The sequence below is a fragment of the Brachybacterium sp. AOP43-C2-M15 genome (assembly GCF_052446295.1).
Taxonomy (GTDB): Bacteria; Actinomycetota; Actinomycetes; order Actinomycetales; family Dermabacteraceae; genus Brachybacterium.
On sequence record NZ_JBQSWB010000009.1, the window covers coordinates 104267 to 123934 of the forward strand.

Consider the following 19668-nt stretch of genomic DNA (forward strand, 5'->3'; position numbering starts at 1 on the left):
GCTCCCAGCCGCCGACCGTTAAGCTCTCATCGACCTTGTCGCCCACCGCAGCCCCTGATCGGGGCGAGGAGAATCCATGGCCGCGTCCGGTTCGTCCAAGTCAGCGCAGGAGCGCCGCGAAGCGCAGCGGGAGGCCCTGCGCAAGCAGCGTCAGGCCGAGCTGAAGCGCCAGCGCACCGTGCGCACCGTCGTGATCGCCGCGATCACCGTGGTCGCCCTGGTGCTCGCCACCGGGCTCGGGTTCCTGATCTACCGCGCGGTGCAGCCGGAGGGTCCCGTCGCGGTCCCGGAGGGCATGAGCGAGGAGCAGCCGTACCTGTCCGTCGGCGCCCCCGAGGACTCCGGCAAGCCGGTGCTCGAGATCCATCTGGATTTCATCTGCCCCTTCTGCGGCCAGTTCGAGGAGCTCAACGGCGATGACATCGAGCAGATGGTCGCCGAGGAGGAGGCGACCGTGAACTTCGTGCCCCGACGCGGCCTGGACTCCGCCTCGACCACGGGCGACTACTCCTCCCGTGCGGCGAACGCGCTCGTGTGCGTCTGGGACGACGACCCCGACAACGTCATCCCCTTCCAGCAGCTCATGTTCGCCAACCAGCCGGCCGAGGGCAGCGCGGGCCTGGACGACGACCAGATCTGGGCCTATGCGCAGGAGGCCGGCGCCTCGGACGAGGTGCAGTCCTGCATCGGCGAGAAGACCTACCAGCCGTGGGTGCGGCAGGTCGCCGATCCCTACGGGTCGGAGACCGGCGGCGGCACGCCGTACGTGGAGATCGACGGCACCACGCTCGACTCGCAGCAGTGGTCCCAGCCGGGGCAGCTGCGCGAGGCCGTGCTGGCGGCGGGCGGCGAGGCCGCTCCGTCCGACGGCGGCGGCGCCTCCGACGGCGGCGAGGGCTGAGTCCCCGCGCCGCGCACGGAAAGGGCGCGCCCGGGCCCGCGCTCTCCCACTACACTCTCCGGGACCGGTCGATCCGTCGGCCGGTCCCTCCCGCTGGAGTGGCGCAACGGTAGCGCACCTGTCTTGTAAACAGGCGGTTGCGAGTTCGAATCTCGTCTCCAGCTCTCCTCGCCCCTGACCGCGCCTGCGGTCCCCGGGTCACGTCGGGGTCGGCTCCTCCCGACTCCCGACTCCCGGCTCCCGGCTCCCGACCGTCGGCCCGAGGGGTCAGAACGTCTCGTAGCTCGAGCGGCTCACCGTGAACCCCTTGCCGGTCATGATGTTCCAGCAGGTCATTCCGTCGGAGCGGCTCGTGCAGGCCATCTCGCCGTTCGTCGCGCTCTCGCCGTAGTCGAGGGTCTCGGCGGAGTCGCTGAGGGCGGAGGTGCCGCAGTCGGGAGCGGCGTCCTGCTCGGCGACGGCGATCGAGAAGGTGTCGTCCCCGCAGTCCTCGAGATCGTTCTGGGCGTAGTCCTGCTGCTCGAGCGAGCAGGTCGCCGAGTCCTCGTCGAGCCGGCAGACGATGTTGCCGGTGGGGGAGGACAGCTCGGTCATCTCCTGCGCATCGTCAGGGGCGGGCGAGACCGGATCCGCGCTCGTGGTCTCCTCCGTCGTCTCGTCCTCGGCGGTCTCCTCGGTCGGCTCCTCGCTGGGGGCGGCCTCGGCGGACGTGGTCGCGCCGTCGTCCTGGGCCTCCTCGTCGCCGGTGAGCCAGGCGCGGCCCACCAGGGCCATCACGAGCACCAGCAGCAGGGCGAGCACCAGACATCCGCCGCAGGCGAACCAGGCCCGGCGGGAGGGCCCGGAGCCGTCCCCCTCCTCGGGGTCGTGGGGCCGGGCCGGGGGCCCGGCGGCGGAGCTCTCGCCCGCGGCGGCCGCGGGAGCAGGGGACGCCGCCGAGGAGGCGGCCGACGGCACGGGACCCAGCGGCACCACCCCGGCCTCCTCGGAGACGCGCACGGGCGCGGTGCGCGCGGGTGCGGTCGGGCTGTCCTCGGAGGTGGTGCCGGCCCCGCCCCAGACCACGTCGTCGGGGAACTCGCCCCAGGCGGAGACGAGGTCGGGGTCGTCGGGCATGGGCGCGGGTGGGGGCGCCGGGGGAGGGGTGCGGTTCGGGGCAGGATCCTCGGGCACCGGGTCCATGGCCGCGGTCGGCTCCTCGACCCCGGCGTCCTCGACTCCCGCCCCGTCGGCTGCGGCGTCCTCGGGCCGCGCCTCCCGGCTGTCCTCGTAGGCCCGCTTGGCCCAGGGGTCGGTGGCCAGGATCCACTGGCGCGCCACCTCGGGCGTCGAGGGGTTCAGCACGAGCAGCCGGTGCAGCTGGGGATGCTTCCGGGCGAGCTCGAGGAGGCGGTCCGGGTCGGTGCTCGGATCCTCGGCCTCCTGCGCCGTCGAACGGGGCTCTCTCACCGCGCTCTCCCTTCGTGGCCTCGTGGTCGGTCACGCGCGCTCGGTGACCGGCCGCCCGCGCGTCGGACGCGGGCGGTGCGTCGACCCCCGAGGATGGCACATCCGCTCGCCGCACCCGCACGGCGCGACGCTCCTGCGCTCAGGAGCCCGCGGGGTCCTCCGCGATCACCGGCAGCGCGGTGGTGACCGTCATCGGCTCGCCGTCGGGGTGCAGCGGCCGGACCTTGAGCCAGTAGTAGCCGTGCGTCCCGAGCGTGACGGTCAGCGTGCCGTCCTCGCCGACGGCGGGGAACTCGTGGCCGCCGAACAGGTCGCGCACCGTGCGCCGGGCCAGCCCGCCCAGATCCAGGGTGGCCGTCACCGGCTGGGCGGAGAGGTTGAACACGCACAGCAGCGTCTCGGCGTGGAACTCCGCCTCCTCCCCGTGCTCGGCGCCGTCATAGGTGCGGGTGAAGGCCAGTGCCCGGTCCGAGTCCGTCGGCACGTTGCGATAGGCGCCCATGCCGAAGGCCTCGTGCTCCTTCCGCACCGCGAGCATCCAGCGCACGAAGTGCAGCAGAGAGCTCGAGTGCGCCATGTGCGCCTCCACGTTGGTGGTGGCGTAGTGGTAGACCAGCGACTGGATGACCGGCAGGTACAGCTTCCCGGGGTCGGTGATCTCGCTGAACCCGGCGTTGCGGTCCGGGGTCCACTGCATCGGCGTGCGCACCGCGTCGCGGTCGTCGAGCCAGATGTTGTCGCCCATCGCGATCTCGTCGCCGTAGTAGAGGAACGGCGAGCCGGGCAGGGACAGCAGCAGGGCGTGGATGATCTCCAGCTCGCCGCGGGAGTTGTCCAGCAGCGGCGCGAGGCGCCGACGGATGCCCACGTTCGCCCGCATCCGCGAATCCGGCGCGTACCAGCCCAGCATCGCCGAGCGGTCCTCGCCGCTGACCATCTCGAGGGTCAGCTCGTCGTGGTTGCGCAGGAACGTGCCCCACTGCGCGCCGGAGGGGATCTCCGGGGTGTCCTCCAGGATCTCGACGATCTGGCGGGCGCTGCCCTCCCGCAGGGCGTAGAACAGCCGCGGCATCACCGGGAAGTGGAAGCACATGTGGCACTCGGGCCGCTCCTCGGTGCCGAAGTACTCCACCACGTCGGCCGGCCACTGGTTCGCCTCGGCGACGATCACCCGGCCCGGCCAGCGCGCGTCCACGAAGGCGCGCAGCTCCGCGAGGAAGTCATGGGTGGCGGGGAGGTTCTCGCCGTCGGTGCCCTCCTCCTCGAACAGGTAGGGGATCGCATCGGCCCGGAAGCCGTCGATGCCCTTGTCCATCCAGAACCGCACCACCTCGAACATGGCCTCGCGGACCTTCGGGTTCTCGAAGTTCAGATCGGGCTGGTGGGAGAAGAAGCGGTGCCAGTAGAACTGCCGACGCACCGGGTCGAAGCTCCAGTTGGACTCCTCGGTGTCCACGAAGATGATCCGGGCCTCGGAGTACTTCTCGTCGGTGTCCGACCACACGAAGAAGTCTCCGTAGGGGCCCTCCGGGTCCGAGCGGGACTCGAGGAACCAGGGGTGCTTGTCCGAGGTGTGGTTCAGCGGCAGGTCGATGATCACCCGGATCCCGCGCCGGTGCGCCTCGGAGACCAGGCGCTCGAAGTCGGTGATCGAGCCGAACTCGGGCAGCACCGCCTCGTAGTCGGAGATGTCGTAGCCGCCGTCGCGCAGCGGCGAGGCGAAGAAGGGCGGCAGCCACAGGCAGTCGATGCCCAGCCACTGCAGGTAGTCGAGCCTCTCGATGAGGCCGGTGAAGTCCCCGGTGCCGTCGCCGTTGCCGTCGGCGAAGGCGCGGACCAGCACCTCGTAGAAGACCGCCTTGCGGTACCAGTGGGGGTCGTAGTCGACCCCCGGTCCCTGCGGAGTGAACTGCGCGGCGTTGAGGGGCATCGGGTCCTCCACGGGGAGTCGGTGACGGGGCGCTCGTCGTGGCACCACAGTAGTGGCGTCCGTACGATGGCGGGGTGCTCCGCGGACGGCGCCGTCGGCGGATCGCGGACGCAGACCGAGGGAGCTCGACCGAGGGGCGAGGGGAATCATGGGACAGCCGTTCGCGGGACCGGGTGGCGCACCGCCGGGCGCCGGCACGCCACCGCCCTTGCCCCCGCCCACGCCTCCGCCGCCGCAGCGCCCGCGGACCGGCTTCTGGATCGCGATCGCCTGCGTGCTCATGCTGCTGGCGCTCGCCTTCCTCGCCGTCACCGGCGGCGTGGTCCATCTCGTGGTCCGCGGGGGATCCTCGGGCGGCGCCGAGGAGACCGAGGAGACCGCCGACGTCGCGGAGACGAGGACGATCGAGCACGAGCACTTCACCTTCGCCTATCCCGCCACCTGGTTCGACCTCAGCGACGGCGAGATCCTCCAGGACAGCGACGGGGTGGCCGAGGTGGCCGATGTCGACATCGACCCCGAGGACTTCGACGAGCTCGCGACCAACAGCCTGACCGTCTACTCCTTCGACTCGGAGTTCCATGCGGTGGTCACCTGCCGCACCCAGGCGACCTGGATCGGCTTCAGCTGGGACGAGTCCGACGATCCGCAGGAGCTGGACGAGGTCACCGTGGGCGGGCGGGAGCTCCCGGCGCATCGCGCCCTGGGCACCCACGACGGTGAGGACGTGGTGGGGGAGATGTACTGCGCCGACGCGGGCGACGAGGTGGTCCAGATCGTCGCGGAGACGCACGGGGCGTCCGAGCTGTCCCCGCAGATCCGGGCGATCCTGGACAGCTGGACCTGGGTCGAGGGCTGAGCTCCGCAGGGCCGCGGCGGCGGGCTCAGCCCGGGACGCGCCAGTCGATCGGTGCCGCCCCCTGCTGCTCGAGCAGCGCGTTCGCGCGGGAGAACGGACGGGAGCCGAAGAACCCGCGGGAGGCCGACAGCGGGCTGGGATGCGGGCTGGCGATGTGCGGCACCTCGCCCAGCATCGGGATCAGCGACTGCGCGTCGCGGCCCCACAGGATCGCCACCAGAGGACCGCCGCGCGCGACCAGCGCCTGCAGGGCGCGGCCGGTGACCTCCTCCCAGCCGCGCCGACGATGCGAGGCCGGGGCGCCGGGGGTGACGGTGAGCACCCGGTTCAGCAGCAGCACCCCCTGGTCCTGCCAGGCGGAGAGGTCGCCGTGGGCGGCGCGCGGGATCCCCAGATCCGACTCGAGCTCGGTGTAGATGTTCGTCAGCGAGCGGGGAAGCGGCCGCACGTCCCGCTCCACGGCGAAGGACAATCCGATCGGGTGGCCGGGGGTGGGGTAGGGGTCCTGGCCGACGATCAGCACCTTCACCTCGGACATCGGCCGGTCGAAGGCACGCAGCACCCTCGCGCCGGCGGGCAGGTAGCCCCGCCCGGCCTCCACCTCGGTGCGCAGGAAGCCCCCGATCTCGTGGACCCGGTCCTCGACGGGAGCGAGGGCCTGGGCCCAGTCGGCGGCGATGGTCTGCGAGAGCGGCGTCGGCATGCCGGCAGTCTCCCATCGCCATCGCGCGCGGGCCGTCGCGCGCGGGCCCGGCGTGCCGCGGAGCTCCGCCCGCTGCCGCGCCGTACGCTCGGGGCATGCACTCCGACCCCGCCCTCCGCGCCACCCGCGACCCTCAGGTCCCCGGGCAGGACGCGGTCGACGGGCAGGACGGCCCGGACCGCGCAGGACGAGGGGCGGAGCGCCCGACGGAGCCGCTGACCGAGGGCGACACTCCCGCGGCGGTGTCCGATCCGTCACTGCCCGGACCGCAGGGAGCGCTGAGCGATCGCGACCGCCGGATCCTCGCGCTCGAGGGGCGCACCTTCCGCTACGTCGGCACCAAGGAGCGGGCGATCCGCGAGGAGATCGGCCTCTCCAAGGTCGCCTACTACGTGCGGCTCAACACGCTGCTCGACGACCCCGCGGCGCTGCGCGCGGCCCCCTCCGTCGTCCATCGGCTGCGCGCCCGGCGCACCTCCGAGGACGGTCCCTCGGCCGCCGACGACACCCATCGGGTCGCCTGAGCGCCGCCGTCCAGGGCGTGTGCTCCACCCCCTGATCCGGTGGAGCAGGTTTAATGGGGCCGTGGCTGATTCCCAGTATCCCTACCCCCCGGACCGATTCGACGACGAGGCGGACTCCGTGTCCTTCCACGGCGCCCATCGCGCCGAGCTGCCGTTCTGGCGGGAGAACCTGCTGTACATCATCATCATCGGCGCCGCCGCGGTGCTTCTGGTGGTGCTCCTCTTCGTCATCGGCGGGATGGGCGGCAACGGCGACGACCGCGCCGAGGACCCCACCACCGCCGCGGAGAGCGAGTCCTCCGAGGAGGCCACCGAGGAGGACGAGGGCGAGGCCGAGGAGGAGCCGGCCGCGGAGCCGGATCTGTCCACCCCTGTCCTGGTGGTCAACGCCGGTGGCATCAACGGGCTGGCCGGCACCTGGCGCGACACCCTCGAGGGCGAGGGCTGGGAGGACGTCAGCGTCTCCACCGCGGACAACCCCCAGCAGGAGCCGGTGGTGTTCTACCGCGCCGAGGACGATGCGGACACCGCGCAGGCCCTCGCGGAGCAGGTGGGCGCCGGGGAGGCGCGACAGAGCGACGAGTACGACGCCGCCGTCACCTTCGTGGCCGTCACCGAGCCCGGCGACGGCGACCAGGGCGAGGACGACGGCGAGGGCTGAGCGGGGCTGAGCGGCCCGCCGGGCGGACGTCCGGCGCGCCGGGACGCCCCAACCCGGCACGATCCCGGACGCAGCGCGCGGCATCCCGCCACGGGGCCGCGCGCTGCGTCGTCCGTGGTGCCGTGTGCTGCGTCGTGACCGCGACCCCGTGACCGCGACCCCCGTGACCGCGACACCGTGTCCGCCGTGAGCGCAGAGTTAGCACTCTCCGCCCCAGAGTGCTTATGATGTTCTGGCACTCGTTGATCGAGAGTGACAGCGCCTCGTGCGACGGAGCTCTCGCCCCTCGGGCGCAGGATCGGCAGGCGGCCACCGCCTCGCCGACCGCGAACATTCCGGCCCCGTGAGGGGGTCGGCGCCGTGGGACATGAACACGGCGTCGGCTCTCGTCCGTCGCGGGCACTGGGTCGGGTGGACACCACACCACACGGGAGAGATTCCACAATGGCCAAGCTCATCTCTTACGACGAGGAGGCCCGGCGCGGCCTCGAGCGGGGAATGAACCAGCTCGCCGACGCCGTCAAGGTCACCCTCGGCCCCAAGGGCCGCAACGTCGTGCTCGAGAAGTCCTGGGGCGCCCCCACCATCACCAACGACGGCGTGTCGATCGCCAAGGAGATCGAACTCGACGATCCCTACGAGAAGATCGGCGCCGAGCTCGTCAAGGAGGTCGCCAAGAAGACCGACGACATCGCGGGCGACGGCACCACCACCGCCACCGTCCTCGCCCAGGCCCTGGTCAAGGAGGGCCTGCGCAACGTCGCCGCCGGCGCCAACCCGATCGCGCTCAAGCGCGGCATCGACAAGGCCGTGGCCGCGGTCTCCGAGACCCTGCTCGCGCAGGCCAAGGAGATCGAGACCAAGGAGCAGATCGCTCACACCGCAGGCATCTCCGCCGCTGACCCGGCGATCGGCGAGCTCATCGCCGAGGCGCTCGACAAGGTCGGCAAGGAGGGCGTGATCACGGTCGAGGAGTCCAACACCATGGGCCTCGAGCTGGAGCTCACCGAGGGCATGCGGTTCGACAAGGGCTACATCTCGCCCTACTTCGTCACCGACGCCGAGCGCCAGGAGACCGTGCTCGAGGATCCCTACATCCTCCTGCTGTCCTCCAAGGTCTCCTCCGTCAAGGACCTGCTGCCGCTGCTGGAGAAGGTCATCCAGGCCGGCAAGCCGCTCGCGATCATCGCCGAGGACATCGAGGGCGAGGCCCTCGCGGTCCTCGTGGTCAACAAGCTCAAGGGCTCCTTCAAGTCCGTGGCCGTCAAGGCCCCCGGCTTCGGCGACCGCCGCAAGGCGATGCTCGAGGACATGGCTATCCTCACCGGCGGCCAGGTCATCTCCGAGGAGGTCGGCCTCAAGCTGGAGACCGCGGGTCTCGAGCAGCTCGGCCAGGCGCGCAAGATCGTCGTCACCAAGGACGAGACCACCATCGTCGAGGGCACGGGCGACGCCGATCGCATCGCCGGTCGCGTCTCCCAGATCCGCACCGAGATCGAGAACTCGGACTCGGACTACGACCGCGAGAAGCTCCAGGAGCGTCTCGCGAAGCTGGCCGGCGGCGTGGCCGTCATCAAGGCCGGTGCCGCGACCGAGGTCGAGCTCAAGGAGCGCAAGCACCGCATCGAGGATGCCGTGCGCAACGCCAAGGCCGCCGTGGACGAGGGCGTCGTCGCCGGTGGCGGCGTCGCGCTGCTGCAGGCCGGCAAGGACACCTTCGACTCGCTCGATCTCGTCGGTGACGAGTCCACCGGTGCGAGCATCGTCAAGGTCGCCATCCAGGCACCGCTCAAGCAGATCGCGGTCAACGCCGGCCTCGAGGGCGGCGTCGTGGCGGAGAAGGTCATCCACCTCCCCGTGGGCGAGGGCCTGAACGCCGCGACCGGCGAGTACGAGAACCTGCTCGACGCGGGCATCATCGATCCCGTCAAGGTCACCCGCTCGGCGCTGCAGAACGCCGCGTCCATCGCGGGCCTGTTCCTCACCACCGAGGCCGTCGTGGCCGACAAGCCGGAGCCCAAGGCCCCGGCCGGCGGCGGCGACGACATGGGCGGCATGGGCGGTATGGGCGGCATGATGTGATCCAGCCTCACGGCTGATCGACGCCTGTGCGTCACGGGCCCCGATCCTCTGCGGAGGGTCGGGGCCCGTCGCTGTCCGGGGCGCCCACCGGGCGCCTCGGCGGTCCGGAGCGTGGTCCGTCGGCGGTGAGACGGTTCGCCGGCGGTGCGGAGAGCGGATCAGCGCAGGGCGCGCAGATACCGCGACCGATAGACCCGCTGCAGCAGCAGCGCGACCGGGAACAGCAGTCGCCGCCACCCGGGCGCGGCAGCTGTGACCGACCGCAGGGTGAGCACCACGGTGCCGTCCGGGGCCCGCTGCAGGATGAAGGCCTCCTCGCCGCGCACCGGGTGGCCCCGGCGGGTCGTGTAGGACAGCGCCACCCGATCGGCGCGGTGCAGGACGTCCACGACCTCTGCGGGCTCGCGCACCCGCAGCGGTCCGAGACGGGCGATGATCGTGAGCCGCTGTCCCGGAGCGGGGACAGGGGTGCCCGGGGGGAGGGAGAACCCGCTGGGGGTCTTGACCGCCCACGCCAGCAGGTCCCTCGACGCCCGCTCCCAGAGCTCCTGGCCGGTGCCGATCACCCGCGAGGTCGTGACGGCGCGCCCAAGCTCAGGACGGACCGACCACTCCTCCCGGGCGGGATCGGTGATTCCCGGGGCCGGCCATGTGCGCTCGCGCTCGCGTGCCATCCCCGGAGCATAGGGCCCGCGCCGCCGGAGCGCGCCGCGCACCTCAGGGCCATGCTGGCCGCCCGGCCCCGATGACGCGGCCCCCACCGCCGCGATGCGGGCAACGTTCGGCAAGCAGGCGGCACCGGGCGGCGCGACGGGCAGACTCCTCGTGAACGTTCATGCGCCGAGTCGGCCGCCCTGCGGTCGGCGTCGGCGCGTTACAAGGAGGTGACCCCCGTGACGTCCACCCCGTCACCGACCACCCGCAGAAGGGCCCGGCCACGGCGCCGCGACCTGCTGCGGGGGATCCCCGCGCTCGGCCTCGGTGCCGCCGCGCTCGCCGGCTGCTCGCAGGCCGGCGCCACGACGGACGTCGAGAACGTCCTGTCGGTCTCGCTGAACCAGGCCGAGGACCACCCCAGCTTCCTGGCCCTGACCTACTTCGGCGAGCAGCTCGCCGAGAGGACCGAGGGCCGCTGGGGCGCCCGCATCTACGCCAACGAGGCCCTCGGAGCCCAGCAGGAGGTCATGCAGCTGGTCTCCGACGGCTCCGTGGACCTGGCCGTCATCTCCAGCACCCAGGTGGAGAACCTCTCGATGGCCTTCCGCCCGCTGAATCTGCCCGGTGCCTTCGAGGACATCGAGCACCAGACCGCCGTGCTGAACGACGAGTCACTGGTCGGCGAGCTGTTCTCCTCCCTCGAGGCGGAACGACGCCTGCGCGTGCTCGGCGGATTCACCCAGGGCTCGCGCCACGTCTACACCGACCGCGGACCGATCGAGGGCCCGGAGGACCTGGCCGGCCTCAAGATCCGCGTCCAGGAGTCCGACGTCTTCATGGAGCTCACCCGGGCCCTGGGCGGCTCTCCCACCCCGATGGCCTACGGCGAGGTGTACACCGCGCTGCAGGCCGGCGTGCTCAACGGAGCGGAGAACAACGAGGTCAGCTACGTGACCCAGCGCCACTACGAGATCGCCCCGCACTTCACGCTCACCAATCACCTGGTGGGCCTGGACTACGTGATGGCCAACGTGGACCGCATCGAGGACATGGACGCGCAGGACCAGGACGCCTTCGCACAGGCGTTCACCGCCACCCAGGAGGAGTTCGTGCGGCTCTGGTCCCAGGAGACCGAGGCCAGCACCGAGCAGATGATCGACCAGGGCGTCGAGATCCACGAGCCCGATCCCGAGGCGTTCACGCCCCTGATCGAGGACGTGGGGCGCGCGTTCCTCCAGAGCCCCGAGGACGAGGCGCTGTACGAGGCGGTCCGCGCCGTCGCCGAGACACGGGGAGGAGAGGGATGACCGCCGTGAGAGCTAGGACCGTCGAGATCCTGAAGTGGATCAGCATCGTGCTGTTCGTGGTGCTGGTGGCCGTGGTGATGTGGCAGGTGATCACCCGCCAGGTGCTGCAGGCGCCGAGCGCCTGGACCACCACCGTCTCCCAGTACCTGTTCATCTGGCTGGTGCTGTTCTCGGTGGCGATGGTGTTCGGGGAGCGCGGGCACGTGGCCGTCGACTTCTTCGCCCGCCTGCTGCCGCGCCCCGCCCAGCGCGTCACCAACGTGCTGGTCTCCCTCTCCGTGCTCGTCTTCGCCCTGCTGGGGCTGGTCTGGGGCGGGATCCGCGGCATGTCGATCTCCTGGGACCAGATCATCCCGGGGCTTCCGGTGACCGTGGGCCAGATGTACCTCGCCCTGCCCCTCGCGGGCGTGCTCATCGCCCTGTTCGCCCTCGAGGACGTGGCCCGCGCTGCACGCGGCGAGGACATGCTCGCGGGCGACAGCGCCCAGGAGGCGGCCGCCCTCGCGTCCACCGAGGGTCTGCGGGAGGACTCGCCGCTGCACGCCCAGGAGCCGCAGTCCACCCAGCAGCCGCTGTCCGCCCAGCAGCCGACGGCGACGCCCGAGGACCCCGGCACCGCCCGGGACACCACCCGCCACGACCGGACGACGGAGGACTGACATGGATCCCGCACTTCTCGCCGGCGTCATCCTGATCGCCGGGGTCATCGTCCTGATCGGCATCGGCGCCCCCATCGGCATCGCGATCGGGCTGCCCTCGGTCCTCGCGCTCGCCGCGGTGGTCGGCACCGAGCAGGCGGTGTTCGTCGCCTCGCAGCGGATGTTCACCGGCGCCAGCTCCTTCACGCTCCTGGCCATCCCGTTCTTCGTGCTCGCCGGGTCGCTGATGAACACCGGAGGCATAGCCTCCCGGCTCGTCGACGCCGCCAAGGTGCTCGTGGGCCGGATGCCCGGCTCCCTCGCGCAGACGAACGTGGTCGCCAACGCCCTGTTCAGCTCCGTCTCCGGAGCGGCGGTGGCGTCGGCCGCCGCGATGGGCTCGACCCTCGGCCCGCGCATGCGGCGCGAGGGCTACGATCCGAGCGTCTCCGCGGCGGTGAATGCGGCCTCGGCCCCCGCCGGCATGATGATCCCGCCCTCGAACACGCTGATCGTCTACTCGCTGGTCTCCTCGACCTCGGTGGCCACGCTGTTCATGGCCGGCTACGGCCCGGGCCTGGTCTGGGTGCTGGCCTGCGTGCTGGTCGTCGCGATCCTGTCCCGTCGGCGGCCCGAGATGCGCGCCTCCGGGGACCGGGTCCCGCTGGGTCTGGCCCTGATCACCCTGGCCAAGGCGCTGCCCGCTGTGCTGATGATCGTGATCGTGATCGGCGGCCTGCTGGCCGGCATCTTCACCGCCACCGAGTCCGCCGTGATCGCCGTGGCGTACTCGCTGATCCTGGGACTCGTCTACCGCCAGCTCACCCTGAGGAACCTGCCCACGGTGATCGCGGACTCCGCGCGCACCACGGCGGTGGTGATGCTGCTGGTGGCGGTGTCCTCGGCGCTGAGCTGGGTGCTGAGCTACGCGACCATCCCGCAGTCGATCTCCGCGGGGCTGCTGGGACTGGCCGAGTCCAAGACGGTCATCCTGCTGCTGATGATGCTGATCCTGCTCATCGTGGGCGCCTTCATGGATCCCACGCCCGCGATCCTGATCTTCACGCCGATCTTCCTGCCGATCGCGATGGAGCTCGGCGTCGATCCGATCCACTTCGGCCTGATGATCACGTTCAACCTGTCGCTGGGGACGATCACCCCGCCGGTGGGGAACATCCTGTTCATCTCGGCGAAGGTGGGCGACGTCCGGGTCGAGCCCGTGATCAAGGCGATGATCCCCTTCTTCATCGCCCTGCTCCTGGGACTTCTGGTGGTGGTGTTCATCCCGCAGATCACCATGTTCCTGCCGGAGGCGCTGGGGATGATGACGGGCACGGAGGACTGATCCCGACTCCCGCACCCGCAGCAGGTGCCCCGGCCCGTCGCCCGACGGGCCGGGGCACCACCCACCTCGCCGTCAGACCAGGAAGATCCCGATCGCCCCGGGGTGGCGGGCGTGGACGATCGCGAGGAACACCACCACGTCGAACAGCAGGTGCACGATCAGCACGTACAGCAGGGAGCCGGTGCGGTCGAAGAGCCAGCCCTGGAGCAGGGCGAACGGCGCGGTGAGCAGCGGACCCCACGCCTGGTAGCCGAGCTCCCACAGGAAGGACACGAAGATCACCGCCTGCAGCAGGTTCGCCGTCCACAGCCCGAAGTGCCGGCGCAGCAGGGCGAAGCAGAGGCAGATGAAGAACAGCTCGTCCCAGGTGCCCACGAAGTTCACGCCCACGAAGAAGCGGCCCACCTCGGCGCCGTCGGCCAGGTGCGGCCAGTTGCGGTACACCCCCGACGTGAGGAAGTAGAACGGCAGGATCAGCCAGCCCAGGAAGGGCACGGCCACGATGTAGCCCTTCTCCAGGCGGGTCCAGCCCTGCCCGGTGCGCAGCGGGAAGCGGATCGCCCGTCGGCGCAGCAGCAGCCGGTCCACGAGGACCGGCGCCGCCACCGCGAGCAGGAGCACGGCGCCGATCGTGACGAATCGGTCCCAGTCCACGGAGGCGACCACGGACGTCGTCGAGACGATCGCGATGCCGAGGCCGATCAGCGCGAGGTCCTTCGCGAGCTCGCGCGAGACCAGCACCGCCCCGAGCAGGCTCAGCGCCAGCAGGGCATGGCCCCAGCCGCCCAGCTGGAGGGCGAACAGCAGGAACGCCGAGGCCGACACCCCGAGGGCGGGCAGCAGCGCGAGCCGCGGGGTGGGGGGCGGGTCGTGCACGGCGGTCGGCAGGGAGCGCATGGGGCACAGCATGGCAGGCCCGGGCTCGTCGGGTCAGACGAACGGGTTCCAGAACCGGCCGCCGTTGACGGCCAGCAGTGCGATCGGCACGACGGCCACGAGCACCGCCGCGGCGATCACCACCGCGTCCCCGCCGCGCAGCGGTGTGCGCACCAGCCAGGTGCGGCCCCTGCCGCGGCCGAAGCCCCGCAGCTCCATCGCGGCGGAGACCGCGTCGATGCGGTCGAAGGTGCCGAGCAGCAGCGGCATCAGGACGGAGGTGAGGTTCCGCAGCCGGGTCCCGAGAGGGGCGCCGCGGGTGGTGTCGAGGCCGCGCGCCTGCTGCGCCCGGGAGATGGTGCGGAACTCCCGCTGCACGTCGGGGATGTACCGCAGGGCCAGGGAGACGGCGTACGCGATCCGGTAGGGCACCCCGATCCGGGCCAGCGACGAGGCGAACTCCGGCGGACGCGTGGTGGCCACGAAGAGCAGCACGGAGGGCAGCACCGCGAGGTACTTCAGGGAGACGGCGAGCTGGTAGAACAGCTGCTCGGCGGTGACGTCCCAGCGCCACGGCCCCTCCAGCAGCACGTGGCGGGTGCCGAACAGCTCGGTGCCGTACCCCGGGGCGAACAGGAAGATCCCGATGTTGTTCAGGACCATGAAGATCCCGATCAGCCACAGCACCACGGCCAGGTCGCGCGCCCGCACCCGGGAGACGCCCCACAGCGCGAGGGATCCGGCCGCGACCGCCGCGAGGTAGCGCACGTCGAAGCCGATCATCGCGCCGAGCACCACACCGAGGGCCAGGGCCAGCTTGGAGACCCCGGAGAGGGTGTGGAGGGGCCCGGGGCGGTCGACGTATCCCAGCAGGGGAGTGCTCATCGCGCCTCCCCGCGCTGCGCACGGTCCACGGCCACGAAGCGCCGTACGAGGGTGTGAGGGTCGGTGATGCCGCAGCGCCGCGCGAGGTCGTACAGGCCGGTGGTCACGAGGTCGGCCTCCGCCGTGAGGGCCGGGTCGGTGAGCACCACGGCCGGGTCCTCGTCGGCCAGCAGGCGCCCGCCCGAGAGCACCAGCACCCGATCGGTGTACTCCACGGCGAGGTGCATGTCGTGGGTGATGAGCACGACCGTGGTGCCCCGCGCGTTCAGGGTGCGCAGGAACCCCATGAACTCGGTGTAGTGGGCGAAGTCCTGACCGGCGGTGGGCTCGTCGAGGATCAGCACCTCGGGCTCGAGGGCGAGCACGGCGGCGATGGTGACGCGCTTGCGCTGGCCGTGGCTGAGCGCGGAGAGGGGCCAGGTGCGGAAGGGAGCCAGTCCGCACACCTCGAGCACGGCCGCGGTGCGGCGAGCGATCTCGGCCTCGTCGAGGCCACGGGCGCGCATCCCGAGCGCGATCTCGTCGGCCAGGAAGGGCTGGGAGAGCATCTGGCCGGGCTCCTGCAGCACGAAGCCGACGTGCTCGCCGCGCTCGGCCAGGGTCCATCCGGCGGCATCGGCCCCGCCGATCCGCAGCTCTCCCGCGGTGAGCTGCTCGAACCCGCAGATCACGCGGGCGAGAGTGGACTTCCCGGCACCGTTGGAGCCGAGCACGCCGATCATCTCGCCGCGGCGCACTCGGGCGCTGACCCCGTCGAGGACCGCGCGGTGCCGATCGGGGCCGACGGCCACGGCGCAGCCGACCTCGCGCAGGTCCAGCGCCTCGTCCTGCGCCCCCGGCGCCTCTCCCTCCGGCGCCTCTCCCTCCGGCGCCTCTCCCTCCGGCGTCTCTCCCTCCGGCTCCCCTCCCGGCGGTGTCCCGTGCGGGGCCGCCGCGTCCTCGACCCACGTGCGCACGGCGTCGATCTGCTGCGGGGTCAGGGCGATGTCCGTGCTGCGCGAGGGGCGCTGGGAGGCGGTGACCGGGGCCCCCGCGCAGGCGAGGGCGGTGACGTGCAGCGGAGGGCGGATGCCGTGCCGCTCCAGCAGCCCGGAGGCGAGCATCTCGGCCGGTGGAGCGTCCCGGACGATGCGCCCCTCGGCCATCAGCACGATGCGGTCCACGTCCCGGTGCAGGACGTCCTCGAGACGGTGCTCGACCAGGACGATCGTCGCGCCCTGCTCCCGGTGCAGATCGTCCAGCAGCTCGACGGCGGCGCGGCCGGCGGCGGGGTCCAGGTTCGCCAGCGGCTCGTCCAGCAGCAGCACATCGACCTCGTCCACCAGCACCCCGCCGATCGCGACCCGCTGCTTCTGCCCGCCCGAGAGGTCCTGCGGGGAGTCCGCGAGCCGGTCAGCGATCCCGGCGAGCTGCGCGGCCCGGGCGAGGCGCGCGGGCATCTCGCTGTGCGGGACCTGCTGGTTCTCGAGGCTGAAGGCGATGTCCTCGGCGACCGTGAGGCCCACGAACTGGCTGCTGCTGTCCTGCAGCACGGTGCCCACGACCCGTGCGGTCTCCACCAGCGGCACGGCCGCCGGGTCCCTCCCGAGCACCCGCACCGTGCCGGTCGCCGTGCCGCGGTGGTGGTGAGGGATCAGCCCGTTGATCACGCCGACCAGCGTCGACTTCCCGGAGCCGGAGGCCCCCACGATCGCGATCTTCTCCCCGCGGCGCACCGTGAGGTCGATGTCGTGCAGGGTCGGCTCCGACTGGGCGCGGTACTGGAAGCCGTACCCCGCCAGCTCGATCAGAGCGGCCGTCACTGCTCGTGGCTCAGCGAACCGGTCCGGGTGCGGGTGCGGGCGTAGACCGACAGGATGACGATGCCCAGCACGATGGCGGTGACCGAGTTGGAGGCGAAGGCGAGGGCGCCCTGCGTCCACACCTTGTTCGCCGGCTCGGAGTAGATCAGCACGTCCCCGAGCGGGGCGACCAGCAGCCAGGCCACGGCGTTGGCGAGCAGCACGGCGAGGCCGAAGCGGACCGCGGTGCGCCGGGTGAACTCCCCGTCGGCGACCGCGTTCCTCAGCAGCAGGAGTCCCACGATCAGCCCGAACACCCCGGAGGAGAGCTCCCAGGAGATCCAGATGCCGTAACCGGTCGCGTCGATGAGCAGGTGGCCGATGAACCCTGCGAGCGCCCCGACCCAGGGGCCGTAGAGCACGGCGAACACCGCCAGGATCGCGTACTGGATGCTGATCGCGGTGTTCGGGACCGGGGTGGGGATCGCGACGAAGCGACCCAGCACGAAGAACAGGGCGGCGCCGATGCCGATGGCGACCACCTGGGTGACGGGGGAGGGGGAGCGGGTCATGGGATGTCCTTCGGGAGAGGCGGACGGCAGGGACGAGGGGCGGTCAGCGCACGGGCACCAGGGTCACGCGCCAGGAGGCCCCGGTGCCGAGCGAGAAGGCGCGGGCGTAGTGGCCGCGGTTGATGGCGATCGCCATCCGGTCCAGGGAGTTCACGTACAGCAGCGACTCGCCCACCTCGACCGCGGCGAAGCTGTGCGCGTAGGTGACCTGGGCGGCGTGCACCACGGTGTCGTGATGGTGGACCCGCACCGTGACCCGCTCGCCCGGTGCCACGCCGAGCTCCCGGAACAGGGTGCGGGGGATCGAGGTCCACAGCGAGCCGTAGCGCACGTCCAGGGTGTCGATCGTGCCCACCGCCGCACCGTCCGCGAGCTGCGGATCCGTGACCGGGAGACGGACCAGGTCCGTCAGGTCCAGCTGCGGACCGACCTCCTCGAGAGCGGTCGCCCCGGAGGCGAGGCGCGCCCCGGTGTAGGCGTAGATGTCGCGGCCGTGGAACGTGTAGGACTCCTCGGAGCCCGGCCGACGGTTGCGGGTCTCGTCGATCTCCCGCAGCTCCGTGAGCCCGAAGATGTTCTCCAGGTGGGTGAGGGTGCCGTTGTCCGGGGTGACGACGAGGTGACCGGTCTCGGTGCGCGCCACCACGGAGAGGCGCTCCGAGCCCACCCCGGGATCGACCACGGAGACGAACACCGTCCCCTCGGGCCAGTAGGTGAGCACCTGGGCGAGCCGGTAGGAGCCCTCCCAGATGTCGTAGGGCGGGATGTTGTGGGTGAGGTCGTGGAGGCGCAGGGTCGGATCGACGCCGACGGCGACGCCGTACATCGCGCTCACCGCGCCGTCGTCGAGGCCGAAGTCGGACTGCAGGACGAGGGCGCTCATGCGGCAAGTATGCGACGACCGCCCGCTCCCTCGCCCGCTCCGCCGACATCCGGCGTCATCGAGCGGTGCCCGGCCGCCGGGAGCCGCGACGGGTGTCGCGGCGCCGCGCAGTGCGACAGGATGGAGGGATGAGCGTTCCCGATGCACCGTCGCAGACCCTGACGATCCTCACCCAGAACATCCGCTATCACGACGCGGGCACGAGCCCCGGCGAGGCCGACCACTGGCCCGAGCGGGCGCCGGTGCTGGCGCATCTGCTGCGCGAGGCCGGGGCGGACGTGGTGGGAACCCAGGAGGTGCTCGCCTCCCAGCTCCCCGTCCTCGACGAGGTGCTGGGGGAGACCCACGAGCGCCTGGGCACCGGTCGCGAGGGCGGCGGGCGCGGCGAGCACAACCTGCTGTGGCTGCGCCGGGAGCGGTTCGAGGTGCTGGACTGGGACCAGTTCTGGCTCTCAGAGCAGCCGGACCGGATCGGCTCGGTGGGCTGGGACGCGCACTGCCCCCGCATCGCGGTCTGGGCACGGGTGCGGGATCGTGCGAGCGGGCAGGAGCTCGTGCTCGCCGTGACCCATCTCGACCACGCCGGGCACGTGGCGCGCGAGAAGGGCGCGGGGCTCGTCGCCCAGCGCCTGCGGGAGGCGTCGGGCGGCGCGCCCGTGGTGCTGATGGGGGACTTCAACGCCGCCGGCGGGGAGAGCACGCCGTGGCGCGTGCTGCGCGACGCAGGTCTCGAGGACGCCCATGACACGGCCGTCGCGCACGAGGGGGAGGACATCGGCACCTTCCCCGACTACGGGGAGCCGGAGGCGGGCGGCATCCGGATCGACTGGATCCTCTCCCGCGGCTTCGCCGTCGAGGAGTACGCCGCCCGGGTCCCGATGCTGGAGGGACGTGCGGCGAGCGACCACGCCACGGTCACCGCACGGCTCCGGCCGACGGGCGGGTGACGGGGCCGACGGGCGGGTGATCGGCCCTCGGTCCGCGTCGCCTCGCGCCTCACATGTCGCGGGCGGAGATGACCAGCTGGTCCCCGCCCTCGCACACCACCGCCAGCTCGAGCATGTCCCCGGCCTCGGTGATCCCCGAGGTGTCGTCCCGCGACAGGGCCGGCTCCACCGAGATCCAGTCGCCCTCGCACGGGGCGAGCTCTCCCTCGATCGTCGGGACCAGGACCGCGAGCAGCTCGTCCTCGGACACCGTCTCCGGTGCGTCGGAGCCGTCGAGATCCGAGGCGCCCGAGGCCGCCGCGCTCTCCAGCAGCTCCTCGACCTGGGCCGGCTCGAGCTGCACGGTCGCCTGCCACCAGTAGTCGTCCTGCGCGGGGATCAGCTCCCGCCCCTCGGGATCGGTGAACTGCCCGTCGGCGATCGTGACGGGACCGGGGTCCTCGAGCGTCGGGAAGTGCTCGTGGACGAGGTCGGGGGTCTGCACCACGAGGCCCGGCCGGTAGTAGCGGTCGCTGTCCTCGTCGAGCGCCCACTCGGGCTCCCTGCCGCGATCCCCGTCCCCTCCCCGCAGGGAGCAGCAGGTCAGCGCACTGCTCGCCAGCACGAGGAGCGCGAGCGTGCTCGCCCGTCGGCTGATGGCTCTCATGTCGTCCCCCCTGGGCCCCGTT

At 71.9% G+C, this 19668-nt stretch carries 19 protein-coding genes and 1 tRNA gene; 10 read left to right on the plus strand and 10 right to left on the minus strand.

Annotated elements, in window-relative coordinates; all coding sequences use genetic code 11:
• Positions 1-76: 76 nt before the first annotated feature.
• Together ACT3SP_RS11550 and ACT3SP_RS11555 are read left to right on the plus strand one after the other, a co-directional pair.
• Positions 77-901 (plus strand): thioredoxin domain-containing protein, encoded by an 825-nt coding sequence (locus ACT3SP_RS11550; RefSeq protein WP_444587437.1) that lies wholly within the window; start codon positions 77-79, stop codon positions 899-901.
• 92 nt (positions 902-993) lie between these two features.
• A tRNA-Thr gene (locus ACT3SP_RS11555) sits at positions 994-1065 on the plus strand.
• Positions 1066-1168: 103 nt separating this feature from the next.
• On the opposite strand, the gene ACT3SP_RS11560 is transcribed toward ACT3SP_RS11555, so the two are convergent.
• Both ACT3SP_RS11560 and treS read right to left on the minus strand, forming a co-directional pair.
• The gene (locus tag ACT3SP_RS11560) at positions 1169-2350 is read right to left on the minus strand and encodes a variant leucine-rich repeat-containing protein (RefSeq protein WP_444587438.1); all 1182 of its coding nucleotides are present in this window, start codon (positions 2348-2350) and stop codon (positions 1169-1171) included.
• 139 nt (positions 2351-2489) lie between these two features.
• Positions 2490-4280, minus strand: coding sequence for a maltose alpha-D-glucosyltransferase (treS, locus tag ACT3SP_RS11565; protein WP_444587439.1), 1791 nt, complete (start codon positions 4278-4280; stop codon positions 2490-2492).
• Positions 4281-4488: 208 nt separating this feature from the next.
• Here treS and ACT3SP_RS11570 point away from each other — a divergent pair, with 208 nt between their 5' ends.
• The gene (locus ACT3SP_RS11570) at positions 4489-5139 is read left to right on the plus strand and encodes a hypothetical protein (protein WP_444587440.1); all 651 of its coding nucleotides are present in this window, start codon (positions 4489-4491) and stop codon (positions 5137-5139) included.
• Positions 5140-5164: 25 nt separating this feature from the next.
• Here the strand turns inward: ACT3SP_RS11570 and ACT3SP_RS11575 are convergent, their stop codons facing one another.
• Positions 5165-5842: a uracil-DNA glycosylase gene (locus tag ACT3SP_RS11575; RefSeq protein ID WP_444587441.1), complete on the minus strand. Its 678-nt coding sequence runs from the start codon at positions 5840-5842 to the stop codon at positions 5165-5167.
• Between the two features lie 95 nt (positions 5843-5937).
• Here ACT3SP_RS11575 and ACT3SP_RS11580 point away from each other — a divergent pair, with 95 nt between their 5' ends.
• The 3 genes from ACT3SP_RS11580 to groL all read left to right on the plus strand — a co-directional run bounded on the left by ACT3SP_RS11580 (position 5938) and on the right by groL (position 9109).
• Positions 5938-6366 carry a DUF3263 domain-containing protein gene (locus tag ACT3SP_RS11580; protein ID WP_444587442.1) on the plus strand — a complete coding sequence of 143 codons (429 nt, stop codon included), beginning with the start codon at positions 5938-5940 and terminating at the stop codon, positions 6364-6366.
• Positions 6367-6427: 61 nt separating this feature from the next.
• On the plus strand, positions 6428-7027 hold the full coding sequence (locus tag ACT3SP_RS11585; protein ID WP_444587443.1) for a LytR C-terminal domain-containing protein: 600 nt from the start codon (positions 6428-6430) through the stop codon (positions 7025-7027).
• 444 nt (positions 7028-7471) lie between these two features.
• A complete protein-coding gene (gene groL, locus ACT3SP_RS11590) occupies positions 7472-9109 on the plus strand; it encodes a chaperonin GroEL (protein ID WP_444587444.1) in 1638 nt (545 codons plus the stop codon).
• A gap of 158 nt (positions 9110-9267) precedes the next feature.
• Here the strand turns inward: groL and ACT3SP_RS11595 are convergent, their stop codons facing one another.
• Positions 9268-9783 carry a DUF1990 family protein gene (locus tag ACT3SP_RS11595; RefSeq protein WP_444587445.1) on the minus strand — a complete coding sequence of 172 codons (516 nt, stop codon included), beginning with the start codon at positions 9781-9783 and terminating at the stop codon, positions 9268-9270.
• 219 nt (positions 9784-10002) lie between these two features.
• Between ACT3SP_RS11595 and ACT3SP_RS11600 the strand changes: the two genes are divergently transcribed.
• The 3 genes from ACT3SP_RS11600 to ACT3SP_RS11610 are packed head-to-tail and all read left to right on the plus strand — an operon-like array spanning position 10003 to position 13056.
• Positions 10003-11073, plus strand: a complete 1071-nt coding sequence (locus ACT3SP_RS11600) for a TRAP transporter substrate-binding protein (RefSeq protein ID WP_444587446.1) — start codon at positions 10003-10005, stop codon at positions 11071-11073.
• Positions 11070-11732 (plus strand): TRAP transporter small permease, encoded by a 663-nt coding sequence (locus ACT3SP_RS11605; RefSeq protein ID WP_444587447.1) that lies wholly within the window; start codon positions 11070-11072, stop codon positions 11730-11732. The genes ACT3SP_RS11600 and ACT3SP_RS11605 overlap by 4 nt, the downstream gene beginning before the upstream one ends.
• A gap of 1 nt (position 11733) precedes the next feature.
• Complete coding sequence (locus tag ACT3SP_RS11610; RefSeq protein ID WP_444587448.1) at positions 11734-13056, plus strand: TRAP transporter large permease; 1323 nt, start codon at positions 11734-11736, stop codon at positions 13054-13056.
• A 72-nt stretch (positions 13057-13128) separates the two neighbouring features.
• Here the strand turns inward: ACT3SP_RS11610 and ACT3SP_RS11615 are convergent, their stop codons facing one another.
• Genes ACT3SP_RS11615 through ACT3SP_RS11635 form a run of 5 tightly spaced genes read right to left on the minus strand, consistent with a single transcriptional unit; the run spans position 13129 to position 18053 of the window.
• A complete protein-coding gene (locus ACT3SP_RS11615) occupies positions 13129-13953 on the minus strand; it encodes a CPBP family intramembrane glutamic endopeptidase (protein ID WP_444587449.1) in 825 nt (274 codons plus the stop codon).
• A 33-nt stretch (positions 13954-13986) separates the two neighbouring features.
• Positions 13987-14817 carry an energy-coupling factor transporter transmembrane component T family protein gene (locus tag ACT3SP_RS11620; RefSeq protein ID WP_444587450.1) on the minus strand — a complete coding sequence of 277 codons (831 nt, stop codon included), beginning with the start codon at positions 14815-14817 and terminating at the stop codon, positions 13987-13989.
• Positions 14814-16619 carry a DUF3744 domain-containing protein gene (locus tag ACT3SP_RS11625; protein WP_444587451.1) on the minus strand — a complete coding sequence of 602 codons (1806 nt, stop codon included), beginning with the start codon at positions 16617-16619 and terminating at the stop codon, positions 14814-14816. Before ACT3SP_RS11625 ends, ACT3SP_RS11620 begins: the two co-directional genes overlap by 4 nt.
• Entirely contained in the window at positions 16616-17170 is a 555-nt protein-coding gene (locus ACT3SP_RS11630; RefSeq protein WP_444587452.1) for an ECF-type riboflavin transporter substrate-binding protein, read from the minus strand. Before ACT3SP_RS11630 ends, ACT3SP_RS11625 begins: the two co-directional genes overlap by 4 nt.
• 43 nt (positions 17171-17213) lie before the next feature.
• Positions 17214-18053, minus strand: coding sequence for an SAM hydrolase/SAM-dependent halogenase family protein (locus tag ACT3SP_RS11635; RefSeq protein ID WP_444587453.1), 840 nt, complete (start codon positions 18051-18053; stop codon positions 17214-17216).
• Between the two features lie 128 nt (positions 18054-18181).
• Here ACT3SP_RS11635 and ACT3SP_RS11640 point away from each other — a divergent pair, with 128 nt between their 5' ends.
• A complete protein-coding gene (locus ACT3SP_RS11640) occupies positions 18182-19000 on the plus strand; it encodes an endonuclease/exonuclease/phosphatase family protein (RefSeq protein ID WP_444587454.1) in 819 nt (272 codons plus the stop codon).
• Between the two features lie 49 nt (positions 19001-19049).
• Here ACT3SP_RS11640 and ACT3SP_RS11645 read toward each other — a convergent pair whose 3' ends face one another.
• Positions 19050-19646, minus strand: coding sequence for a hypothetical protein (locus tag ACT3SP_RS11645; protein ID WP_444587455.1), 597 nt, complete (start codon positions 19644-19646; stop codon positions 19050-19052).
• Positions 19647-19668 lie beyond the last annotated feature (22 nt).

What these genes read in the sequence shown, in the direction of transcription:
- ACT3SP_RS11615 (WP_444587449.1), bottom strand. Translation starts at nt 13,953, where the DNA reads ATGCGCTCCCTGCCGACCGCCGTGCACGACCCGCCCCCCACCCCGCGG.
- ACT3SP_RS11645 (WP_444587455.1), bottom strand. Translation starts at nt 19,646, where the DNA reads ATGAGAGCCATCAGCCGACGGGCGAGCACGCTCGCGCTCCTCGTGCTG.
- ACT3SP_RS11635 (WP_444587453.1), bottom strand. Translation starts at nt 18,053, where the DNA reads ATGAGCGCCCTCGTCCTGCAGTCCGACTTCGGCCTCGACGACGGCGCG.
- ACT3SP_RS11610 (WP_444587448.1), top strand. Translation starts at nt 11,734, where the DNA reads ATGGATCCCGCACTTCTCGCCGGCGTCATCCTGATCGCCGGGGTCATC.
- ACT3SP_RS11640 (WP_444587454.1), top strand. Translation starts at nt 18,182, where the DNA reads ATGAGCGTTCCCGATGCACCGTCGCAGACCCTGACGATCCTCACCCAG.
- ACT3SP_RS11595 (WP_444587445.1), bottom strand. Translation starts at nt 9,783, where the DNA reads ATGGCACGCGAGCGCGAGCGCACATGGCCGGCCCCGGGAATCACCGAT.
- ACT3SP_RS11580 (WP_444587442.1), top strand. Translation starts at nt 5,938, where the DNA reads ATGCACTCCGACCCCGCCCTCCGCGCCACCCGCGACCCTCAGGTCCCC.
- ACT3SP_RS11605 (WP_444587447.1), top strand. Translation starts at nt 11,070, where the DNA reads ATGACCGCCGTGAGAGCTAGGACCGTCGAGATCCTGAAGTGGATCAGC.
- ACT3SP_RS11620 (WP_444587450.1), bottom strand. Translation starts at nt 14,817, where the DNA reads ATGAGCACTCCCCTGCTGGGATACGTCGACCGCCCCGGGCCCCTCCAC.
- ACT3SP_RS11630 (WP_444587452.1), bottom strand. Translation starts at nt 17,170, where the DNA reads ATGACCCGCTCCCCCTCCCCCGTCACCCAGGTGGTCGCCATCGGCATC.
- ACT3SP_RS11550 (WP_444587437.1), top strand. Translation starts at nt 77, where the DNA reads ATGGCCGCGTCCGGTTCGTCCAAGTCAGCGCAGGAGCGCCGCGAAGCG.
- groL (WP_444587444.1), top strand. Translation starts at nt 7,472, where the DNA reads ATGGCCAAGCTCATCTCTTACGACGAGGAGGCCCGGCGCGGCCTCGAG.
- ACT3SP_RS11575 (WP_444587441.1), bottom strand. Translation starts at nt 5,842, where the DNA reads ATGCCGACGCCGCTCTCGCAGACCATCGCCGCCGACTGGGCCCAGGCC.
- treS (WP_444587439.1), bottom strand. Translation starts at nt 4,280, where the DNA reads ATGCCCCTCAACGCCGCGCAGTTCACTCCGCAGGGACCGGGGGTCGAC.